The 15,172-nt window shown below is 67.0% G+C and carries 16 protein-coding genes and 3 pseudogenes; 7 read left to right on the top strand and 12 right to left on the bottom strand.

Going from position 1 to position 15,172, the window contains the following annotated elements; genetic code table 11:
* Positions 1-237 precede the first annotated feature (237 nt).
* Complete coding sequence (locus tag RCR19_RS33110; RefSeq protein ID WP_331268442.1) at positions 238-654, top strand: hypothetical protein; 417 nt, start codon at positions 238-240, stop codon at positions 652-654.
* A 25-nt stretch (positions 655-679) separates the two neighbouring features.
* Here the strand turns inward: RCR19_RS33110 and RCR19_RS33105 are convergent, their stop codons facing one another.
* Positions 680-1,579, bottom strand: a complete 900-nt coding sequence (locus RCR19_RS33105; RefSeq protein ID WP_331268441.1) for a LysR family transcriptional regulator — start codon at positions 1,577-1,579, stop codon at positions 680-682.
* A 100-nt stretch (positions 1,580-1,679) separates the two neighbouring features.
* On the opposite strand from RCR19_RS33105, the gene RCR19_RS33100 reads away from it, so the two are divergent.
* Positions 1,680-2,684 carry an NADP-dependent oxidoreductase gene (locus tag RCR19_RS33100; protein ID WP_331268440.1) on the top strand — a complete coding sequence of 335 codons (1,005 nt, stop codon included), beginning with the start codon at positions 1,680-1,682 and terminating at the stop codon, positions 2,682-2,684.
* A 603-nt stretch (positions 2,685-3,287) separates the two neighbouring features.
* Here RCR19_RS33100 and RCR19_RS33095 read toward each other — a convergent pair.
* On the bottom strand, positions 3,288-3,854 hold the full coding sequence (locus RCR19_RS33095; protein WP_331268439.1) for a helix-turn-helix domain-containing protein: 567 nt from the start codon (positions 3,852-3,854) through the stop codon (positions 3,288-3,290).
* Between the two features lie 191 nt (positions 3,855-4,045).
* On the opposite strand from RCR19_RS33095, the gene RCR19_RS33090 reads away from it, so the two are divergent.
* Positions 4,046-5,038 carry a zinc-dependent alcohol dehydrogenase family protein gene (locus RCR19_RS33090; RefSeq protein ID WP_331268438.1) on the top strand — a complete coding sequence of 331 codons (993 nt, stop codon included), beginning with the start codon at positions 4,046-4,048 and terminating at the stop codon, positions 5,036-5,038.
* Positions 5,039-5,239: 201 nt separating this feature from the next.
* Here RCR19_RS33090 and RCR19_RS33085 read toward each other — a convergent pair whose 3' ends face one another.
* Both RCR19_RS33085 and RCR19_RS33080 read right to left on the bottom strand, forming a co-directional pair.
* Positions 5,240-5,638, bottom strand: coding sequence for a hypothetical protein (locus tag RCR19_RS33085; protein ID WP_331268437.1), 399 nt, complete (start codon positions 5,636-5,638; stop codon positions 5,240-5,242).
* A 405-nt stretch (positions 5,639-6,043) separates the two neighbouring features.
* Positions 6,044-6,517 (bottom strand): MarR family transcriptional regulator, encoded by a 474-nt coding sequence (locus tag RCR19_RS33080; RefSeq protein ID WP_331268436.1) that lies wholly within the window; start codon positions 6,515-6,517, stop codon positions 6,044-6,046.
* Between the two features lie 780 nt (positions 6,518-7,297).
* Here RCR19_RS33080 and RCR19_RS33075 point away from each other — a divergent pair.
* Positions 7,298-7,762: a hypothetical protein gene (locus tag RCR19_RS33075; RefSeq protein WP_331268435.1), complete on the top strand. Its 465-nt coding sequence runs from the start codon at positions 7,298-7,300 to the stop codon at positions 7,760-7,762.
* Positions 7,759-8,049 (top strand): DUF3817 domain-containing protein, encoded by a 291-nt coding sequence (locus RCR19_RS33070; protein ID WP_331268434.1) that lies wholly within the window; start codon positions 7,759-7,761, stop codon positions 8,047-8,049. Before RCR19_RS33075 ends, RCR19_RS33070 begins: the two co-directional genes overlap by 4 nt.
* A 489-nt stretch (positions 8,050-8,538) precedes the next feature.
* On the opposite strand, the gene RCR19_RS33065 is transcribed toward RCR19_RS33070, so the two are convergent.
* Both RCR19_RS33065 and RCR19_RS33060 read right to left on the bottom strand, forming a co-directional pair.
* A complete protein-coding gene (locus tag RCR19_RS33065) occupies positions 8,539-8,682 on the bottom strand; it encodes a hypothetical protein (protein WP_331268433.1) in 144 nt (47 codons plus the stop codon).
* 649 nt (positions 8,683-9,331) lie between these two features.
* Complete coding sequence (locus tag RCR19_RS33060; protein ID WP_331268432.1) at positions 9,332-10,120, bottom strand: SDR family oxidoreductase; 789 nt, start codon at positions 10,118-10,120, stop codon at positions 9,332-9,334.
* Between the two features lie 181 nt (positions 10,121-10,301).
* Here RCR19_RS33060 and RCR19_RS33055 point away from each other — a divergent pair, with 181 nt between their 5' ends.
* Both RCR19_RS33055 and RCR19_RS33050 read left to right on the top strand, forming a co-directional pair.
* Positions 10,302-10,919 carry a helix-turn-helix domain-containing protein gene (locus RCR19_RS33055; protein WP_331268431.1) on the top strand — a complete coding sequence of 206 codons (618 nt, stop codon included), beginning with the start codon at positions 10,302-10,304 and terminating at the stop codon, positions 10,917-10,919.
* A gap of 88 nt (positions 10,920-11,007) precedes the next feature.
* A pseudogene (locus RCR19_RS33050) lies at positions 11,008-11,187 on the top strand (ISAzo13 family transposase); the annotation flags it as partial.
* Between the two features lie 40 nt (positions 11,188-11,227).
* Here RCR19_RS33050 and RCR19_RS33045 read toward each other — a convergent pair.
* The 6 genes and pseudogenes from RCR19_RS33045 to RCR19_RS33020 form a co-directional block, all read right to left on the bottom strand.
* Positions 11,228-11,749 (bottom strand): IS630 family transposase, encoded by a 522-nt coding sequence (locus RCR19_RS33045; RefSeq protein WP_331269621.1) that lies wholly within the window; start codon positions 11,747-11,749, stop codon positions 11,228-11,230.
* The gene (locus RCR19_RS33040; RefSeq protein WP_331268430.1) at positions 11,746-12,285 is read right to left on the bottom strand and encodes a winged helix-turn-helix domain-containing protein; all 540 of its coding nucleotides are present in this window, start codon (positions 12,283-12,285) and stop codon (positions 11,746-11,748) included. The genes RCR19_RS33045 and RCR19_RS33040 overlap by 4 nt, the downstream gene beginning before the upstream one ends.
* 255 nt (positions 12,286-12,540) lie before the next feature.
* On the bottom strand, positions 12,541-13,380 hold the full coding sequence (locus tag RCR19_RS33035; protein WP_331268429.1) for a heme o synthase: 840 nt from the start codon (positions 13,378-13,380) through the stop codon (positions 12,541-12,543).
* A 455-nt stretch (positions 13,381-13,835) separates the two neighbouring features.
* Positions 13,836-14,082, bottom strand: a pseudogene (locus RCR19_RS33030) (helix-turn-helix domain-containing protein); the annotation flags it as partial.
* Between the two features lie 133 nt (positions 14,083-14,215).
* A pseudogene (locus tag RCR19_RS33025) lies at positions 14,216-14,362 on the bottom strand (IS5/IS1182 family transposase); the annotation flags it as partial.
* A 25-nt stretch (positions 14,363-14,387) separates the two neighbouring features.
* Positions 14,388-15,020, bottom strand: coding sequence for a DUF2461 family protein (locus RCR19_RS33020; protein ID WP_331268428.1), 633 nt, complete (start codon positions 15,018-15,020; stop codon positions 14,388-14,390).
* Positions 15,021-15,172 lie beyond the last annotated feature (152 nt).

The following is a 15,172-nucleotide window of genomic DNA, read 5'->3' as shown; positions in this document are numbered from 1 at the left end:
TGAGGAGGGCTCGATCGCCGGGAGGGCCTTGGGGTCGTGCGTGGTCCCGAGGATCTAGTTCGCGTGCCTGAGAGTTCGGTTTCATCGACGGCATGACAGCTGCCAGCGGTTTGACGAGGTCAAGGGGCAGGCTGTGGTGGTTGAACGCCTCGCTGACCGCGGTCAGATTTGACAGCAGTGCCTTGACCTCGTGCCGCATCAAGCAACGTTCGCCCTGCCGATGGCTACTCTGACGACGTGGCCGATGAAGAGGACAGTGGGAGCGGCTCGATCCGACGCCCCTCGTGGGACCACCCGGTAGTCTCCACTGTCGCGCTGGAACTGGGCGGCCTTGCTGTCTCCGGGTTGGTCGCTCTGGTGGGGTGGCCGTTCGGGTGGCTGCCCGACACTGGATTCGTCCTCCTCGTGACGGGCCTGATCGCGATCGGGCCCGCGGCTGCGTTGTACCGCGGGGCGGGCCCGCCGCGTCGGCTTGCTGTTGTCGCCGCTCTCCTTGCGCTGGCAACGGTGCGACTACTCGTGGCTGCAGCAGTGAACTGGGCCTTTCCTGCACTGGCTGATCCGGGCGTCGGTATCCTCGTCGGCTACCTTGTAGCGTTGCCCGTCGGCGTGGCTGTGTTGGCTTGGTTCCTCACCAGGGCGAACGTCGCCTGATGCGGCACTAGCTGCCCGCCGCCCGTCAGATGGTGGAGCCGGCGGCTCGCAGCTCCCGCACCAGAGCGCGCACGACGGTGGAGCCGGCGAGCTCCGGGGTGGTCACATAGCCGACACGGCGCGTCGGGCGCTCCGGACCGAGATCGGTGATCTCGATCGAGTCCGTTGCTCCGACCAGGGAGAGCGCGGGCATAATCGCCATTCCGTGCCCCCCGCTCACGAGCGAGAGCACTGCTCCGTCGTCCTCGGCCTCGATCATGGCCCTCGGGATCCAGTCCTGCGCGCCCCACCATCCGCGGGTGTACGAGCCGCAGTTCTCGGCCCAGTCGACCAGCGGCAGCGAGCGCGGAGCCGGGTGTCCGGCCGGATGCACCAGGGAGTAGCTCTCTTCGAAGAGTCCGCTCGCGACCAGTCCCGCCGGCAGCTGCGCTCCGTCCAAGGTGGCAATGGCGAGATCCGACCGCCCGTCGGCCACCTCGCCCGCCGTGCCGCGCCCGAGTTCGCGGACGATCCGCACCTGCGGCTCGATCCCGGGATACCGCGCGCGCAGCCGCTGCAGGACCGGCGGCAGCAGGTGCAGCGCGGTGCTGCGGAAGGCCGCGATCCGCAGCGGGCCCTCCGGCCCCGGCGTCGCCTCGGACCGGGCGGCTTGCCGCGCCTCGGCGACGAGCACGTCCAGCAGCCGCAGGGTACGGCGCGCATGCGCCACAGCCTTCTCCCCCGCCGGAGTGGGTCTCGCACCGCTGCGGCCGCGTTCGAACAGAACGGCGCCGATCTTGCGCTCGCTGCAGCGCACCGAGTGGGAGACTGCGGACTGTGTCAGGCCGAGTGCCTCGGCCCCGGCCGAGAAGCCGCCAGCGTCCGCAACCGCCACCAGGATGCGCAGTTCGTGCGGAGCGAGATCGGTGTCGGTCGTGCGGGCCACAGGGCGCTCACCTCGAGGTATGAGAACTGCTCATGGAACCGGGCGTCATATGAGCCCAACCGCCTGCCCGAGGGCTCCATTCCCGTCCTACGGTCCCGTCATGACCGAGAACGCGATCACCGTCCTGCAGACCGCCCGCCCCCACGGTTTCCCCACCACCAAGGATTTCGTCTTCGTCGAGTCCGCGATTCCCGATCCTGCGGTCGGCAACGCGCTCGTGGAGAACCTCTACTGGTCCGTCGACCCGTATCACCGCGAGATGATGGACGACGTGCCCGGCGGATTCGCGCTCCACACACCGCTCGAGGGCCGGACGCTCGGGCGCGTCGTCGCCTCGCGGACGCCGGAGCTGCCCGAGGGCGAGATCGTGTTCCACCGGCAGGGCTGGCGCACGCATTCCGTGGTCCGAGCCGAGGAGATCCGCAAACTCCCCCGCTTCGACGGGGTTCCCCTGACGGCCTACCTGAGCGTCCTCGGCGGCACCGGACTGACCGCCTACGTGGGCCTCACCCGCATCGCCCGACTCCGCGAGGGCGACGACCTCTTCGTCTCCGCCGCAGCTGGCGGAGTCGGCACGGCCACCGGACGGTTCGCCCGGCTGCTGGGCGCCGGCCGACTCGTGGGCAGCGCGGGCTCGGCGGCCAAGGTCCACCACCTGACCCGTGAAGTGGGCTACGACGCGGCGTTCGACTACCGCGACGGCCCCGCCGCTGAACTACTCGCCAAGGCTGCACCGGACGGCATCGACGTCTTCGTCGACAACGTCGGCGGCGAGCAACTGGCTGCTGCGGTGGGCGCACTGCGCGAGTTCGGGCGCATCGTCCGGATCGGCACCATCAGTCGGTACAACACCCCGGACGCGCGCCCGCCGCACTTCAACTACTCGGACATCGTGGAGAAGAGCCTCCGCATGGAGGGCTTCCTGGTCAGCAACTACCGCGACCTGCAGGACGAGCTGTACGAGTTCGCGGTCCCCCATCTGCAGAGCGGCCGGCTAGCGCTGGACCAGACAGTGGTGGACGGATTCGAGCACATCGTGGACGCATTCCTGGGCATGCTGCACGGCAAGAACACCGGAAAGATCATCGTGCGGGACCAGGCGTAGGCATGGTCGGGCCGTCGCGCGCGTGCCGCATCACTTCGGCGGCCGCGCACCGAAGCCAGGCATGCCAGGTCAGATCAGAGCGAATTCCCGGCTCCCTGGTAGTGGGCTCGTTGACGATCAGGCGGGCCGTATCGGCGTCCAGACCGGTGCCGCGTAGAGCCTGCTCCGAGAATGAGTTCGGCCCGGCTCGAGCACCCCGAGAACCAGGAGCCGCAGGTAGCCGGCCCGCGCGATCCATGCGATCCGTGCGCGCTTTCAGCTGCGCCGGGGTCCCGGCCAGCCAGGGCGGTCGTTAACCTGGTGTTCGTCCGCACCGTGGTCCATACCGCGGAACAAGTCAAGGCGCGGCGGCCGCGTCGTCCAGCGCCTGACCGGTGCGGAGCGCAGTCACGAGGCGGTCTGTCTGGCCCTGGGTGAGCGAGGCGGGATCGGTCAGGCCCGAACCCTACGGCGGCCATCGGCACGAGCCACGCCCCGACGTCGGATGCCGACCAGCCGGTGGCGGCCCGCGAGAGTGGTTCCGTGCATGATGCCTCCTTCCGGCCGGCCCCGCGGAAACAGGGCACAACTCAGGCCGGCCGAGCCTTCACACGCGAGATGACATCAGCGCGCCGCAACGACCTGCCGGTCGAGGACCCTGACGCCTTGTGCGCCGATCAGCATCCGGGCGGTCGTATGGACGCTGTCCGGGAACGGCACACCCCGCACCGTGGTGTGGGTCATCGCGCCGTCAAACAGCATGACCAGTTGCTCCGCAAGCAGGGCGGGGTTTTCGGCACCGGCGGCCTCCGCGTAGGTGGCGAAGTACGCGTGCAGCTGGTCCTTGTAGGCGACCGCTGCCGCGCGCACGGGGTGAGCCGGGTCGCAAATCTCGGCGCTCGCGTTGAGCACCGGGCAGCCGCGAAAGCCAGGTTCCGCCGCCGCGCGCTGAGACGCGGCGAACACTTCGAGGATGGCGTCCGCCGGAGACGCACACGCCTCCGCAGGGGCGAGCACCAGGTCCAGGAACTTGTCCGTGGCCACCGGAAGGTAGGCGGCGATCAAGTCGTCCTTGCTCGCAAAGCGCTGATAGAGGGAGCGTTTGGAGACCCCGGCCGCCGCCGCGATCAGATCGACACCAGTGGTGTTGATCCCTCGCGTCGTGAACAGGTCGCACGCGGCGGCCAGCACTCTCTCGCGGACGCTGTCCGAAGTCCCCGCAGATGTCGCCATGTGCGCCAGTCTAACCCGCACCGCATCGCCGAAGAAACAGATTGGTGTACCGTGACGCTGACAGGGAAACAGATCTGTTTCCTCTCCGACGTTGCTGTACTCGCGCCGGCACCGTGAGCCATCGCTCTTTCCGAAAGGCACCTACGAAAATGACCCGACAGATCTTCTTCGCCGAGACCGGCGGTCCTGAGGTCCTGCGCCTGCGTGAGGTCGAGCTGGGGGCGCCCGGTGCAGGTGAGGCCCTGATCCGGGTGGACGCCATCGGCGTCAACCGGTCGGACGCGATGTTCCGCGAGGGCCGCTACTTCTACTCCCCACAGCTCCCCTCGACACTGGGGTACGAGGCGGCGGGTGTCGTCGAGGCGATCGGTGAGGGCGTGACGGACGTCGCCGTCGGCGACAGCGTGGCCGTCATCCCGGCCTTCCAGCTCACGGACTACGGCACCTACGCGGAGCGGGCGATCGTCCCCGCGTCCGCTCTGGTGCATCGCGCGGCCGACAGCGACCCCATCCAGGCCGCGGCGGCCTGGATGGCGTACATCACCGCCTACGGCGCACTGGTCGAAGGAAACCCCGTGGCCGCCGGGGATCACGTGCTGCTGCTCGCGGCCAGCGGCGGTGTTGGCCTTGCCGCCATCGACGTGGCGAACCGGATCGGCGCGATCCCGATCGCCACGACCCGCTCCGCCGACAAGGAGCAGCGCCTTCTGGACGCCGGCGCCACGCACGTGATCGTCACTGGCGAAGAGAACCTCTCCGAGCGGGTCCGCGAGATCACCGGCGGGCGCGGTGTGGTCACCGCGATGGACCCGGTCGGCGGTCCCGGCATCGTCGAGACCATCGGCAGCATGGCTCCGGGCGGCCGTCTACTCGCCTTCGGTCTGCTCGACCCGCGCAATGACCTGTCCAAGGGACTGCCGGACGCTCCGGGTATCGAGCTGGGCCTGTACACGCTGTTCCCCGTCACCACCGACCCTGAGCGCCGCGAGGCCGCGATCAAGTTCATCGACGCGAGCATCGCCGACGGCACGTTCAAACCGGTCATCGACCGCACCTTCGACTTGTCCGAATACACCGAGGCCCACCGCTACATGGAGTCCAGCGCCCAGTTCGGCAAGATCGTCCTCACCGTCCAGCACTGACGACCGATCACGGCCCCGTCGCGTCCGTACTGCCGACCCTGCAGCCGGTTGCGGGCAGCGATCCAGGGGCCGGTCTTCGACTCACAGCGGCTTCGTCGATCGTCCAAATGACCCGCTCGCGCACGGCGCCCAGGACCGCGCCAGCCTGCTCGTCGCCCTCGGGCAGGGCGCGGGCGACGGTCACGGCTCCCACAATGGAACTCACCACCTGCGACACCTGCCTATTCCGCTCCCCCGTCGTAACGGGCAGGGCGGGGCGAGAACGTCGAACAGGTCCACCATCCGGCGGCCGTAAACGTCGCGCACCGAGTCGCCCGCTCGTGCCGGATCAGCACTGAGCGACGGCATGACGCACCCGTCGGCGATGCCGGCACGATACTGTTCGCTCAGGTAGACGGCCAGCACCCCTTGGGGCCGCCGGGCACGACGTTCGGCCGGATCGGCGACGACATCGGCGAACTCGGCACCGAGCCATGTGCCCACCACCTTCTCCAGCAACGCTTCCTTGCTGCCGAAGTTCGAGCACACGGCACCCGAAGTCACTTCCACCGCAGCAGCCAGGGCGCCGACGCCGGAGAAGCCTTGTCTTCCCACCTGCAAGCCGCTTGACCAGACCTTCCTTCGCAACCGCCCGCACATGCAAGACGGTGGTCCGCTCGCCGCGGCGAGCCACTTCGACAGTGACCACTACCGGGTTCATGTGGCGGGTTCCGCCTCCGGTGAGCACGCGGAGCGTCACTCGGTCCGTTCTTGCTGACACCAGCTCTGGATTCGCGTCTTGGGAGAGCTCGGTGACCACGGTGCGAACCCACTCAAGGCCACGGCCCGCCGCCACCCCCTTTGGCACGAACCAAACACGATCGCCCGGGACAACAACATCTTTGGGTGGGGACGCACAGTGCCTACGGCCAACCCTCTGATCAGAGACGGGATGAAAGCGACTCAATCGCGACGACCCGCAGGCTCGCGGTCCCCCAACGACCTCGACCCTGGTGCAGGTGATGCCTACTTCTTGCCTGAGCGAGACGAATCAACGCGCTGACGCCACAGCGCCTCTCCAAGCCGAGTGAGCGCACCACCGAGATCCTTCCACTCGTCCTCGGCAAACACGTCACGGTCGTACTCGGCGAGGAGCTGGTTCGCGCGCTCTATCGCTTCGATGCCCTGGTCCGTCAACTCGATCACCGCCGCACGGCCTTGGCCCACGCCACCGACCGTGTCGACATAGCCTTCGGCGATCAGCGCTTCGATGATCGGGTGCAGGCTCTGCACCTTGATCCCTGCCCGCCGCGCCAGCGCGCTGAACGAAATTCCTGGATCCGCCCGCAGATGCCCAAGGAGACCCAGTCGGCGCAGGGACAGGCCCATCGCCTTCAGTCCGTCCTCGACTCGCGCTTCCAAAGATCGCGCCTGAAGGATCATAATCATCGTTGGACTCGTCGGATACCGCACCGAGCCGCTGTCTCTCGCTTCTGCCATTCACTCCTCCTTGCGGCCTCCCTGGCCCCACCCCGCCAGAACCTGCAGGTAGACTGTATACTGTCTCCGGCTGTTGACTCTCCTCCAGCATCCCGCTCGGCCTCGTTGTTGCGCTCGCCGGTTTCACCCATCACCGTCCGGAAGACCGCGGGTCTCTGCTTGATGCACTGGTAGCGGCTCCCTGAAGAAGGGGCAGGCACCGCACACGTCTCCCCCGTGCTCTCGCCGGCTTTGGGGTCGAGTTGATCAGGACCAGATCCAGGGATCCGGCGACGTATCGCCATCTCGCAGGGCTGAGCCGTGATCAGTGTGCTGCCAGCGCTCGCTCCGGCCACGATCACGTTGGGCCGCTCGCCGAATTCGGTCACGAGCCATCCATTTGCGCCGGTACGGCAGCGTCTTGTCGCCACGCCTGCCCGAGCTGCACGTCCGCGGGATCGATGGCACTGAAGGACACGATGTTGTCGGCGACCCAGGGCTTCATTCACCCACGCGTTCGCACCAACCTGCAGCAAGGCTGGAAGTAACACCCGGCTCCAGCCCCCGCCGGGCCTCGTGCCGCCGAGTCATGCTAAGTTTCAGTCGCCCTGCAAGTAGAGATGGCGATGGCATCGCTGGGTAACCGCGACGGGCTTCCCGCTGATGTCCTTGAACGCAAACGCGGGACACCGAGTGGTGCCCTTCCATTGCCGTCTGAGGCACGTCCACACACCTGCACCAAGGAACCTCGATGTCCGCCGAAGACATCCACGCCCTCAACACCGCGAAGCGCAACCTGCCATGACCAAGGTCCTCCTCTCTCTCCATGTCCTGGCGGCCATCATTGCGATCGGCCCTGTCAGCATCGCTGCCAGCATGTTCCCGCCAGCCGCTCGCCGCGCCGTAGCCAACGACCCAGATCCGTCCGGGACCGCAACCGTTCAGCTCTTGCACCGCATCTGCCGCGTTTATGCCGGCATCGGCCTGGCCGTACCCGTCTTCGGCTTCGCCACCGCCTCCTACATGAACGTCCTGGGTAGCGGATGGCTGATCACGTCCATCTTCCTGACCGCAGCCGCGGCCGGCATCCTCGTCGCCTTCGTCCTGCCCCGCCAGGACAAACTCCTCGACGACATCACCAACCACAACGCCGTCGAACAATCCCGCACGGCTCAACTGGCCATGTTCACCGGCTTCTTCAACCTGTTGTGGGCGGTTGTCACCGTCCTTATGATCGTTCGCCCCGGCTCCACCACCGGAGCATGACCATGGGCCGCAACCACCCTCATCTAAAATTCGCGGCCGCGGTCGAACTCGTCTCCCTGGCCGCCCTCCTGATCAACCTGGCCACCCTGCACGATCCCACCGTTGCCTCGCTGACCGGCCCCATCCACGGCTGCGCATACCTCGTCGCCGTCGTCAGCGTCCTACGCGACCCAATGAAACGAGGCACAACCATCGCCCTGGCCCTGATCCCAGGCGCTGGAGCCACCCTCGCCCTGCGCCAACTCGCCTCCGCCAACGAAGAACCGGCACCGCCTGCGCAAGCCTGACCTCACTGCGCAAAAAACACACCATGCAGTCCATGTACCTCGACCCCTGCGTCGTCCTCCGACCAAAGACACGCGGGAAGCGACACTGAGGTCCCGAGCAGAATGCCGGCACAACCGAGACTCCTCACCCGGCCGGGAAGCCCCAAAAACGGCCTCCAGTGCGGCAACGTCCCCCTTGGTCGCACTGGAGGTCCCACCACGAACTCACCAACACCCCATCGATACGGCACAGTTGCGGCGACACGAACAGCAGTCACCTGTCCGAGTTCCCTGCGGGCTCGCGAACGCATCGCCGAGAGATAGGCCGAGTTGCCCATCCACCGGCGGGCTGCCGAACCGCCGGCCGAAGTGACGCCCCCAACAAGCGATTCGAAGCCATCCGCGTGAGGGCCCGCAAGAACCTGCCGGTGCGGCCGGCCCGCCGGGCGCTGCATGCCGCAGCGTCCGGGTACTACGCCTGGCAGGATCGACCGCCGTCGAACCGTCTGGTCAAGCACCCTGGCCGACCGAGGCCGTCGTGGGCATCAACACCGCCTCCGGCAGCACCCACGGCTCCCCCGGGTGCACACCGGGCTCGGTCTGGGCCTGAGCATCCATGTCGGCCACGACACCGTGGCGCCGCTGATGCAGCATGGCGGCCTGCATAGACTGCCCGGCAACCAGCCCCCCGCGCCCAGCTTGTGGCGCCATCCGAGCTTGACGAGTACGTCGACCGCGTCCGCCGAATTTTCGCCGCGCTGCCCGACGGCGCCATCGAAGCAGCCGAGCGCTCGCCGCCTGCCGACGACCTCACGGAAGGACTCCTCCGTGAGAACGACGCTTGGGCTTCTCAGGTCAGTCTGCCCGTCGCTCAACAGTTCATCAGCGGGGGCCTGCACTACGAGGCGCAAACGCCGGCCGCCAAACACGACCTTGAGGGACTGATGCGCAGCGTCGCACACTGGTCATCGGACGTGTACGTGCGCACCGAGGCTCCAGCAAAGAAACGAGCGGGGAGCCTCGGTGCGCACGTGGATCCTGGCACATCGCCCGACGTCCCGCGGTCGTCCTGTTCATCCCTCAGGCCATTGGGCCCGACGCTGCGAAACACGTATGGGATCGAGCCGTAGCGACCGGGATCGCGCTGCCATGGCGTCGGTGACTGCCTGTTGGCCGAGTGCCGCATGCTCGGCAGTACGGGATGGCGCCGGATGCTTCTTGGGCTCATGGCCGCCTGGTCGTCGAGCTGGCTTCGGCAGCCTCGAGCGCTCCAACTGCTCGCTGAGGCGGTTAAGGAGCGCGCTCAGACGGCCTTGGTTGCTCCCGCATCGACGAGCCAGTTCACGCCGATCGCGCTCGGCATGGTCGGAGATGCCAGTAGCAGCACGGTCCGTGCGATCTCGGCGGGGTCGATCAGAGTCCCGGTGAGCATCCCGTTCTGCTTCGGCAGACTCGCCACCAGCGTGTCGTGATCGATGCCCACCTTGGCGGCCACCTGTGCGATGTATCCGTCCTTGCCCGTCACCAGATTCGTGCGCGTCGCTGACGGCGACACGGTATTGATGCGTACTCCGGAGGGCGCCACACGCTCGGCGAGCTGCCTGGTGAAGGCGTTGAGGGCCGCCTTGGCAACGCTGTAGGGCATGGGCTCCCCGCCCGGCCGACGGGCGCTGTCGGAGCTGATGTTGACCACGGCGCCCCTGGCTTCGATGAGCGAGGGCAGGGCAGCTCGGATGGTCCGAACTGCCGCGTGGAGATTGAGACCGAACCCTGCTGCCCAGACGTCGTCCCCGCCGTCGAGCGGATCGCCGAACGCCTCGTCCGGCACAACGCCGCCGCCTGCATTGTTGACCAGGACATCGAGCCTGGGAACGTCGGCCAGGACGGCCTCGATCATCCGCTGTGGGCCGTCAGCCGTGGAGAGGTCGGCGGGAACGAAAGTGGCTCCAGTAGCAGTGAGCTCCGGCGTGACACTCCGCGCCGTCGCGATGACCCTTGCACCCTCCTCCTGAAACGCCCGGACGATCGCGAGACCTATGCCCTTGCTGGCGCCTGTGACCAGTACGCGCTTGCCGACGAGCTGAAGATCCATCACGCACTCCCTGGTGAGAAGACTCAAGCGTCCTAAGTGAAACACCATCGCCTCACTTGGTCAATAAGTGAGATTCCAATGTCTCATTTATCGAGGTCAAGGGTAGGGTGACCGCGAGGACGAGAAAGGAGAAGGCGGCATGGGTCCTTCCCGGCGGATACGCGCTGACGCTGAACGCAACATGGCCCGCATCCTGGATGCAGCGGAGGCGGTGCTCGCCCTGGAACCCAACGCATCCCTGGAGCGGATCGCCGACGCCGCTGGACTCGGCCGAGCCACCGTTCACCGCCGTTTCCCTTCCCGCACCGCACTGCTGGACGCCCTGGCGGAGCGGCTCACTCAGCGCTACCTGCTCGGACTGGCAGAAGCGCGGGTGAAAACCGCGCCGCCCCTCATCGCGCTCTACCGGCTGACGCAGATCGTCTTCTCACTCAAACTCAGCCATCGCTTCGCCATCCAGCTCACCGCCGCACTTACACCGGCCGTCCTGGACGGCCTTGACCTGCTCTTCGCTCGCCTGCGAGATGCCGGGGCAATCACCGCCGCGGACGCCGCCTGGTGTCGGCAGGTCTATCTGGCCCTTCTCCACGAGGTCCATGACCTGCCCGCGGACTCCCCCAGCCTGGCCTCATCGACCACCGACGAGACAGAGTCGAAGGTCGACCTCCTCATCCAAACGACGCTCGGCGCGCTGGGCGGATCCGCCACGACCTGGGTACACCAGGCCCCCGCCCCCACGGCCGAGGCGTCCAACAGCGATCCGCTCCCGCAGGCCCTCGAAGACTCGGGGCGCGGCTGACCAAGCGACGGCACGGCGCTGAAGGCTTGCACGCTCGCGCCTCTTGGAGCCCTCAAGCACCCCCGACCATCCCCGCACCCCCCATTGGATACACAACCCGGAGCTGACCGGCATGTCCGAACCAGCGCTGGACGAGGTCATCGACCAACTGGCCCCGTAGATTGACGAGTTACGCGAGCAAGGACGACTCAAGCAACGCGGCGGCGAACGCTTCCGTGCTCGCGGCGCGGGGACAAAGGGCAAGCCGACCGCCGCCGAGCAGACCCTGACCGACTTGCCCTACTGACCTTTTCGGAGTGTTGTCGCATTCATTGTGGCAGTCCAGTTCCGGTGAGACAGCCGTCGATGAGTTGGGGTCTGTGTTGGATGTGGCGCATGCCGGAACGGACGGCCCTGACCAAGTGGTCTCTATCGGTGAAGACGATGTTGGCGGTGGTGGAGCGTCGCAGCAGTGACCAGATACCTTCGACCGGGTTGAGGTCGGGAGCGTAGGTGGGCAGCTGGACGATGGTGAGCCAGTCCTGTCCGGCCGCCCACTGCCGTAACGCCGTGCTGCGATGGACATTGAGATTGTCCCAGATCACCATGATGGGGCCGCCGAGTTGGAGGTGGGCCCGTACGATCAGGTCGCGGTAGTCCTGCCAGGTGAAGCCCCGGTGATCGCCTCGCAGATGTCCCTGGACGCGCGGCCGGTAGATCAGCCGACTGCGTTCGCCGGTCTTGTAGCAGGCAAGAGCGGCGAGCGTGACACGTCCACGGGAGCCGCCGTTGAACTGGACTGTGGGAGTGGGCCCGCGCGGGGCCCATGTGCGACTGCGGTGCGACGTCATCGAGACGGCGGCCTCGTCCTCGAAGACGAGCCAGGCCCCGAGCGCCGCGGCAGTGGCTTTGCCGACGGCCACGTCTCCTTGATCCATCCCGCGACTGCCGCTTCGTTGCGTTCGACAGCCCGCCGTGCCGGCTGGCGGCATGACCAACCGTGACAACGCAGTAGTTCCCACACTCCACGGATGGACAGCTGGATTCTTGTCACCTGCGCGAGAAGCAACTGAATGCGTGACAGCGTCCACCGCTCGTCCGGCCACCCGTGGAGGACTGCCCCTTTGAGCAACTCCTCCTCGAGTGCGGCGAAGTCTTCCTCACTCACCTTTCGGGCTTTGGCCGGCCCGGAACAGAGCAGGCCGTCTCTGCCGCTGTCCCGCCAGGACCGCCTCCAGCGTTCCACCGATCGGCGGCTGACACGCAGGTCTTTGGCGATGACGGGGTTGTCCTCACCGCGTTCGAACGCATCAGCAGCCAGCATCCGAATCCGCTCCCGTGCCACCTGCTCGTGAGGCTGGAGCCCGCCCCCTTGCGCATACCGCATATCACTGGCCTATCGCCAAACTGACCAATCGTCACCCCCGACAACACTCCGAAAAGGTCAGTAACAGCGCGAACTCGGCACGCGAGACCTGCTCGATGCCGGCGACCTGGTCGTTCACGGCGTTGAGCACAGGTGATGCCGCACTCGAAGTGGCGGTACTTCGGCGATCGGCCCGGCGTTGATGGTCCGCATCGGCACCACGGATCGGAGCCCGTCGACCGAGGCCGGCGGCCCCTCGCCACTGGATGCCTCGGCTCAGAGCGTCAGATGGAGCAGGGGATCTATGGCGACCGCGACGAAGACGAGGGCGAGATAGGTGATCGAGCTGCGGAATACGCGCATGGGCACGTCACCCGCCGCGTCGGATATCCGGGTTTGCCAGTAGAAGCGGGAGGCGTCGTAGAGGAACCAGCTACCCGACGCGACGATGACCATCGAATACAGCAGTCCCATCCCGGCGACCGGGATGAGCACCATCGAGCACAGCACTGTCGCGAACGCATAAATGGCCACCCGGGCGGCCACGTGGCGTGCGCCCCGCGTAGCTCCGAGCATCGGTATGTTCGCGGCGCGATAGTCGTCGCGGTAGTTCACCGAGAGCGGCCAGTAGTGGGCGGGCGTCCAAAGAAAGACCAACACGAAGAGCACCACCGCCGACCAGGAGAGGGCGTCGGTCACCGCACTCCACCCGATGAGCACAGGAAAGCAGCCCGCGATCCCTCCCCAGACGATGTTCTGCTCCGTCCGGCGCTTGAGCAGAACCGTGTACACCACCACATAGAAGAAGATCGCGAACCCAGACAACGCAGCCGACAGCAGATTGACCGTGATGAGGAACCACGCAGTCGATGCGACGGCCAGAGCCCACGCGAAGGTAAGCCCGGCGCGAGGCGATACCTCACCGGTCACGAGAGGGCGCTTCGCCGTCCGACTCATCCGCGCGTCCACGTCCCGGTCGAGATACATGTTGAACGCCGCAGCCGACCCTCCGCTGAGTATCCCGCCGGTCACGGTCGCGGCAATCAGCCACAGATCGGGAACGCCTCGCTGCGCGAGCACCATCACGGGAGCTGTCGTCAGGAGCAGCAGCTCCAAGACGCGCGGTTTCGTGAGCTCCACATAGGCCCAGATCCGGCGGAGAAGAGGGCGACGGCCTACAAGTGCCGGCCGCCCTGCGAGTTCGTGCATCCGATTCGACCCTTCGTGCGTGCCTCTTCATAGAAGCTGCTTACAGTCTAACTGCAAGCCAAGTCTCCATCCGCACGCGGTCACGACCTCCTGTCATGAGGGACTGCGCTAGGCAACGGGCAGCGGAGGGAAGACGGAGCGGATGCGCACCCACCGCTTGGCGACCGGAGGCACTGTCGCGCTGGAGCCGACGCGGTCCACGGCATCGGCGGCGGCCGCAGCCGGCTTCGGCGTTGATGGCAGGTCGCCGACGCGAGCGGCACTACTCATGGCTCACGAAGCGGCAACCGTTCCGGCGATCTGCCCGCTGCCTTCCATCGAGCCCCCTTGGTCCGGGCCGACACCCCTGACTGTGTGCGCCATTACGACGGCACCCGCAGAGCGCCAGGCACTCCCGGTCCCGGAGTAAGAATCGTCCGGCCGGAGAACGCGGCCCGATACTCGGACGGCGACACGTCGAGGATTCTCCGAAAATGCAGGCGGAGGTTGGATCCGGTCCCCAATCCGACGCGCACGGCGATCTGATCGACCGATAGCTTCGTGGTTCCCAGAAGCGCTCGGGCGGCGTCGACTCGCGCGCGGAGAAGCCCACTGCAGCGGCGTGTCGCCGAGGGACGCTCTGACCGGCTGCACGCAAGAAGCACGAGCGCACGACGTACAGGCGTCCACATCCGGCGCGGGCTGAAGGGTGTTGCAAAAGGCTGTGATTTTGCAGGACACATGGCAGCCACGGCTGTTCTGATCACGTGCCCAGGGCGAGGTTGTGCATGTGTGCGACGGCTTGGGCTGCGTGGTGAAGGCCGTCACCGTGCTGTCGGCAGTCGCGAAGGATCTCGTAGTCCTTCAGCCGGCCGATCGCATGCTCGACGCGGGCACGGACCCGGCGGTGCTCCGCGTTGTCGCCTTCCGCCCTCTCAGGCGGCACGCTTCACGTGGCGGACCAGCCACATCAGCAGGGCGTCCAGGTCGGCGGCTGCCGACAGGACCCTGTCGACCGCCTCGGGGGTGTGCAGCCACTCCTCGGAGCCGAGGAGACGGGCAGCAATCAACGAACGGTGGCGCAGCAGATTCATACGGGAGTGGTCCGTCGGATAGCCGAGCGGGGGGCGTTTCATCACGTCCCCGGAGATGTCGTAGCCCTTCTTCTGCACGTCCTCGACGATGGCGGACAGCTCGCGGCCACTCCCCTCGGAGGCGACAGCTTTGCGGAACATGTCCACCTGGCCGGGATCGGGGTACCACCAGGCGCCCTGGATCCGCAGGCCGTCCAGGTCGAACCGGAGACCGATCTCGATCTTGCGGCCGAGTCGGATCACCGCGCCCTGGTGCTGCCACCACCAGGAGTTGGTGCGGTAGTGCCAGACGGAGAAATCCTCGTACCGGGGGTCGGTGTCCGCGACCTCGTTCAGCAGGGCGATCATCGGCTGCCGGACGAGGCGTTCACGGTCCGCGCGGCAGCGCTCGCGAGTCGCGTGGGTCGGTTCGCCCTGGAGCTGCCACAACACGTCCATGGCCTGCTCCGGCCAGCCGGTGAACTGTCCGCGCATGCGCGCAGGATAGCTCACCCGTGAACCGCGCGGAGGGAGAGCAGGACGGACAAGAGGGGTAGCCCAAGACGTGGTGCGAGGTGTTGCGGCGGGGGCCCGTCGGCCACTTCTACGTGCCATGCCATCCCCGCCCAATAGGGGCTCGCGGAGAA

Origin of the sequence: Streptomyces sp. WAC07094 (assembly GCF_036320405.1) — a bacterium.
Classification (GTDB): Bacteria; Actinomycetota; Actinomycetes; order Streptomycetales; family Streptomycetaceae; genus Streptomyces; species Streptomyces lannensis.
Note: the sequence above shows the minus strand (reverse complement) of the source record. Positions and strands in the feature narration are given on the sequence as shown.

What these genes read in the sequence shown, in the direction of transcription:
- RCR19_RS33100 (WP_331268440.1), top strand. Translation starts at nt 1,680, where the DNA reads ATGACCGAGAACGCGATCACCGTCCTGCAGACCGCCCGCCCCCACGGT.
- RCR19_RS33090 (WP_331268438.1), top strand. Translation starts at nt 4,046, where the DNA reads ATGACCCGACAGATCTTCTTCGCCGAGACCGGCGGTCCTGAGGTCCTG.
- RCR19_RS33080 (WP_331268436.1), bottom strand. Translation starts at nt 6,517, where the DNA reads ATGGCAGAAGCGAGAGACAGCGGCTCGGTGCGGTATCCGACGAGTCCA.
- RCR19_RS33075 (WP_331268435.1), top strand. Translation starts at nt 7,298, where the DNA reads ATGACCAAGGTCCTCCTCTCTCTCCATGTCCTGGCGGCCATCATTGCG.
- RCR19_RS33070 (WP_331268434.1), top strand. Translation starts at nt 7,759, where the DNA reads ATGACCATGGGCCGCAACCACCCTCATCTAAAATTCGCGGCCGCGGTC.
- RCR19_RS33065 (WP_331268433.1), bottom strand. Translation starts at nt 8,682, where the DNA reads ATGCTGCATCAGCGGCGCCACGGTGTCGTGGCCGACATGGATGCTCAG.
- RCR19_RS33060 (WP_331268432.1), bottom strand. Translation starts at nt 10,120, where the DNA reads ATGGATCTTCAGCTCGTCGGCAAGCGCGTACTGGTCACAGGCGCCAGC.
- RCR19_RS33055 (WP_331268431.1), top strand. Translation starts at nt 10,302, where the DNA reads ATGGCCCGCATCCTGGATGCAGCGGAGGCGGTGCTCGCCCTGGAACCC.
- RCR19_RS33045 (WP_331269621.1), bottom strand. Translation starts at nt 11,749, where the DNA reads ATGACGTCGCACCGCAGTCGCACATGGGCCCCGCGCGGGCCCACTCCC.
- RCR19_RS33040 (WP_331268430.1), bottom strand. Translation starts at nt 12,285, where the DNA reads ATGCGGTATGCGCAAGGGGGCGGGCTCCAGCCTCACGAGCAGGTGGCA.
- RCR19_RS33020 (WP_331268428.1), bottom strand. Translation starts at nt 15,020, where the DNA reads ATGCGCGGACAGTTCACCGGCTGGCCGGAGCAGGCCATGGACGTGTTG.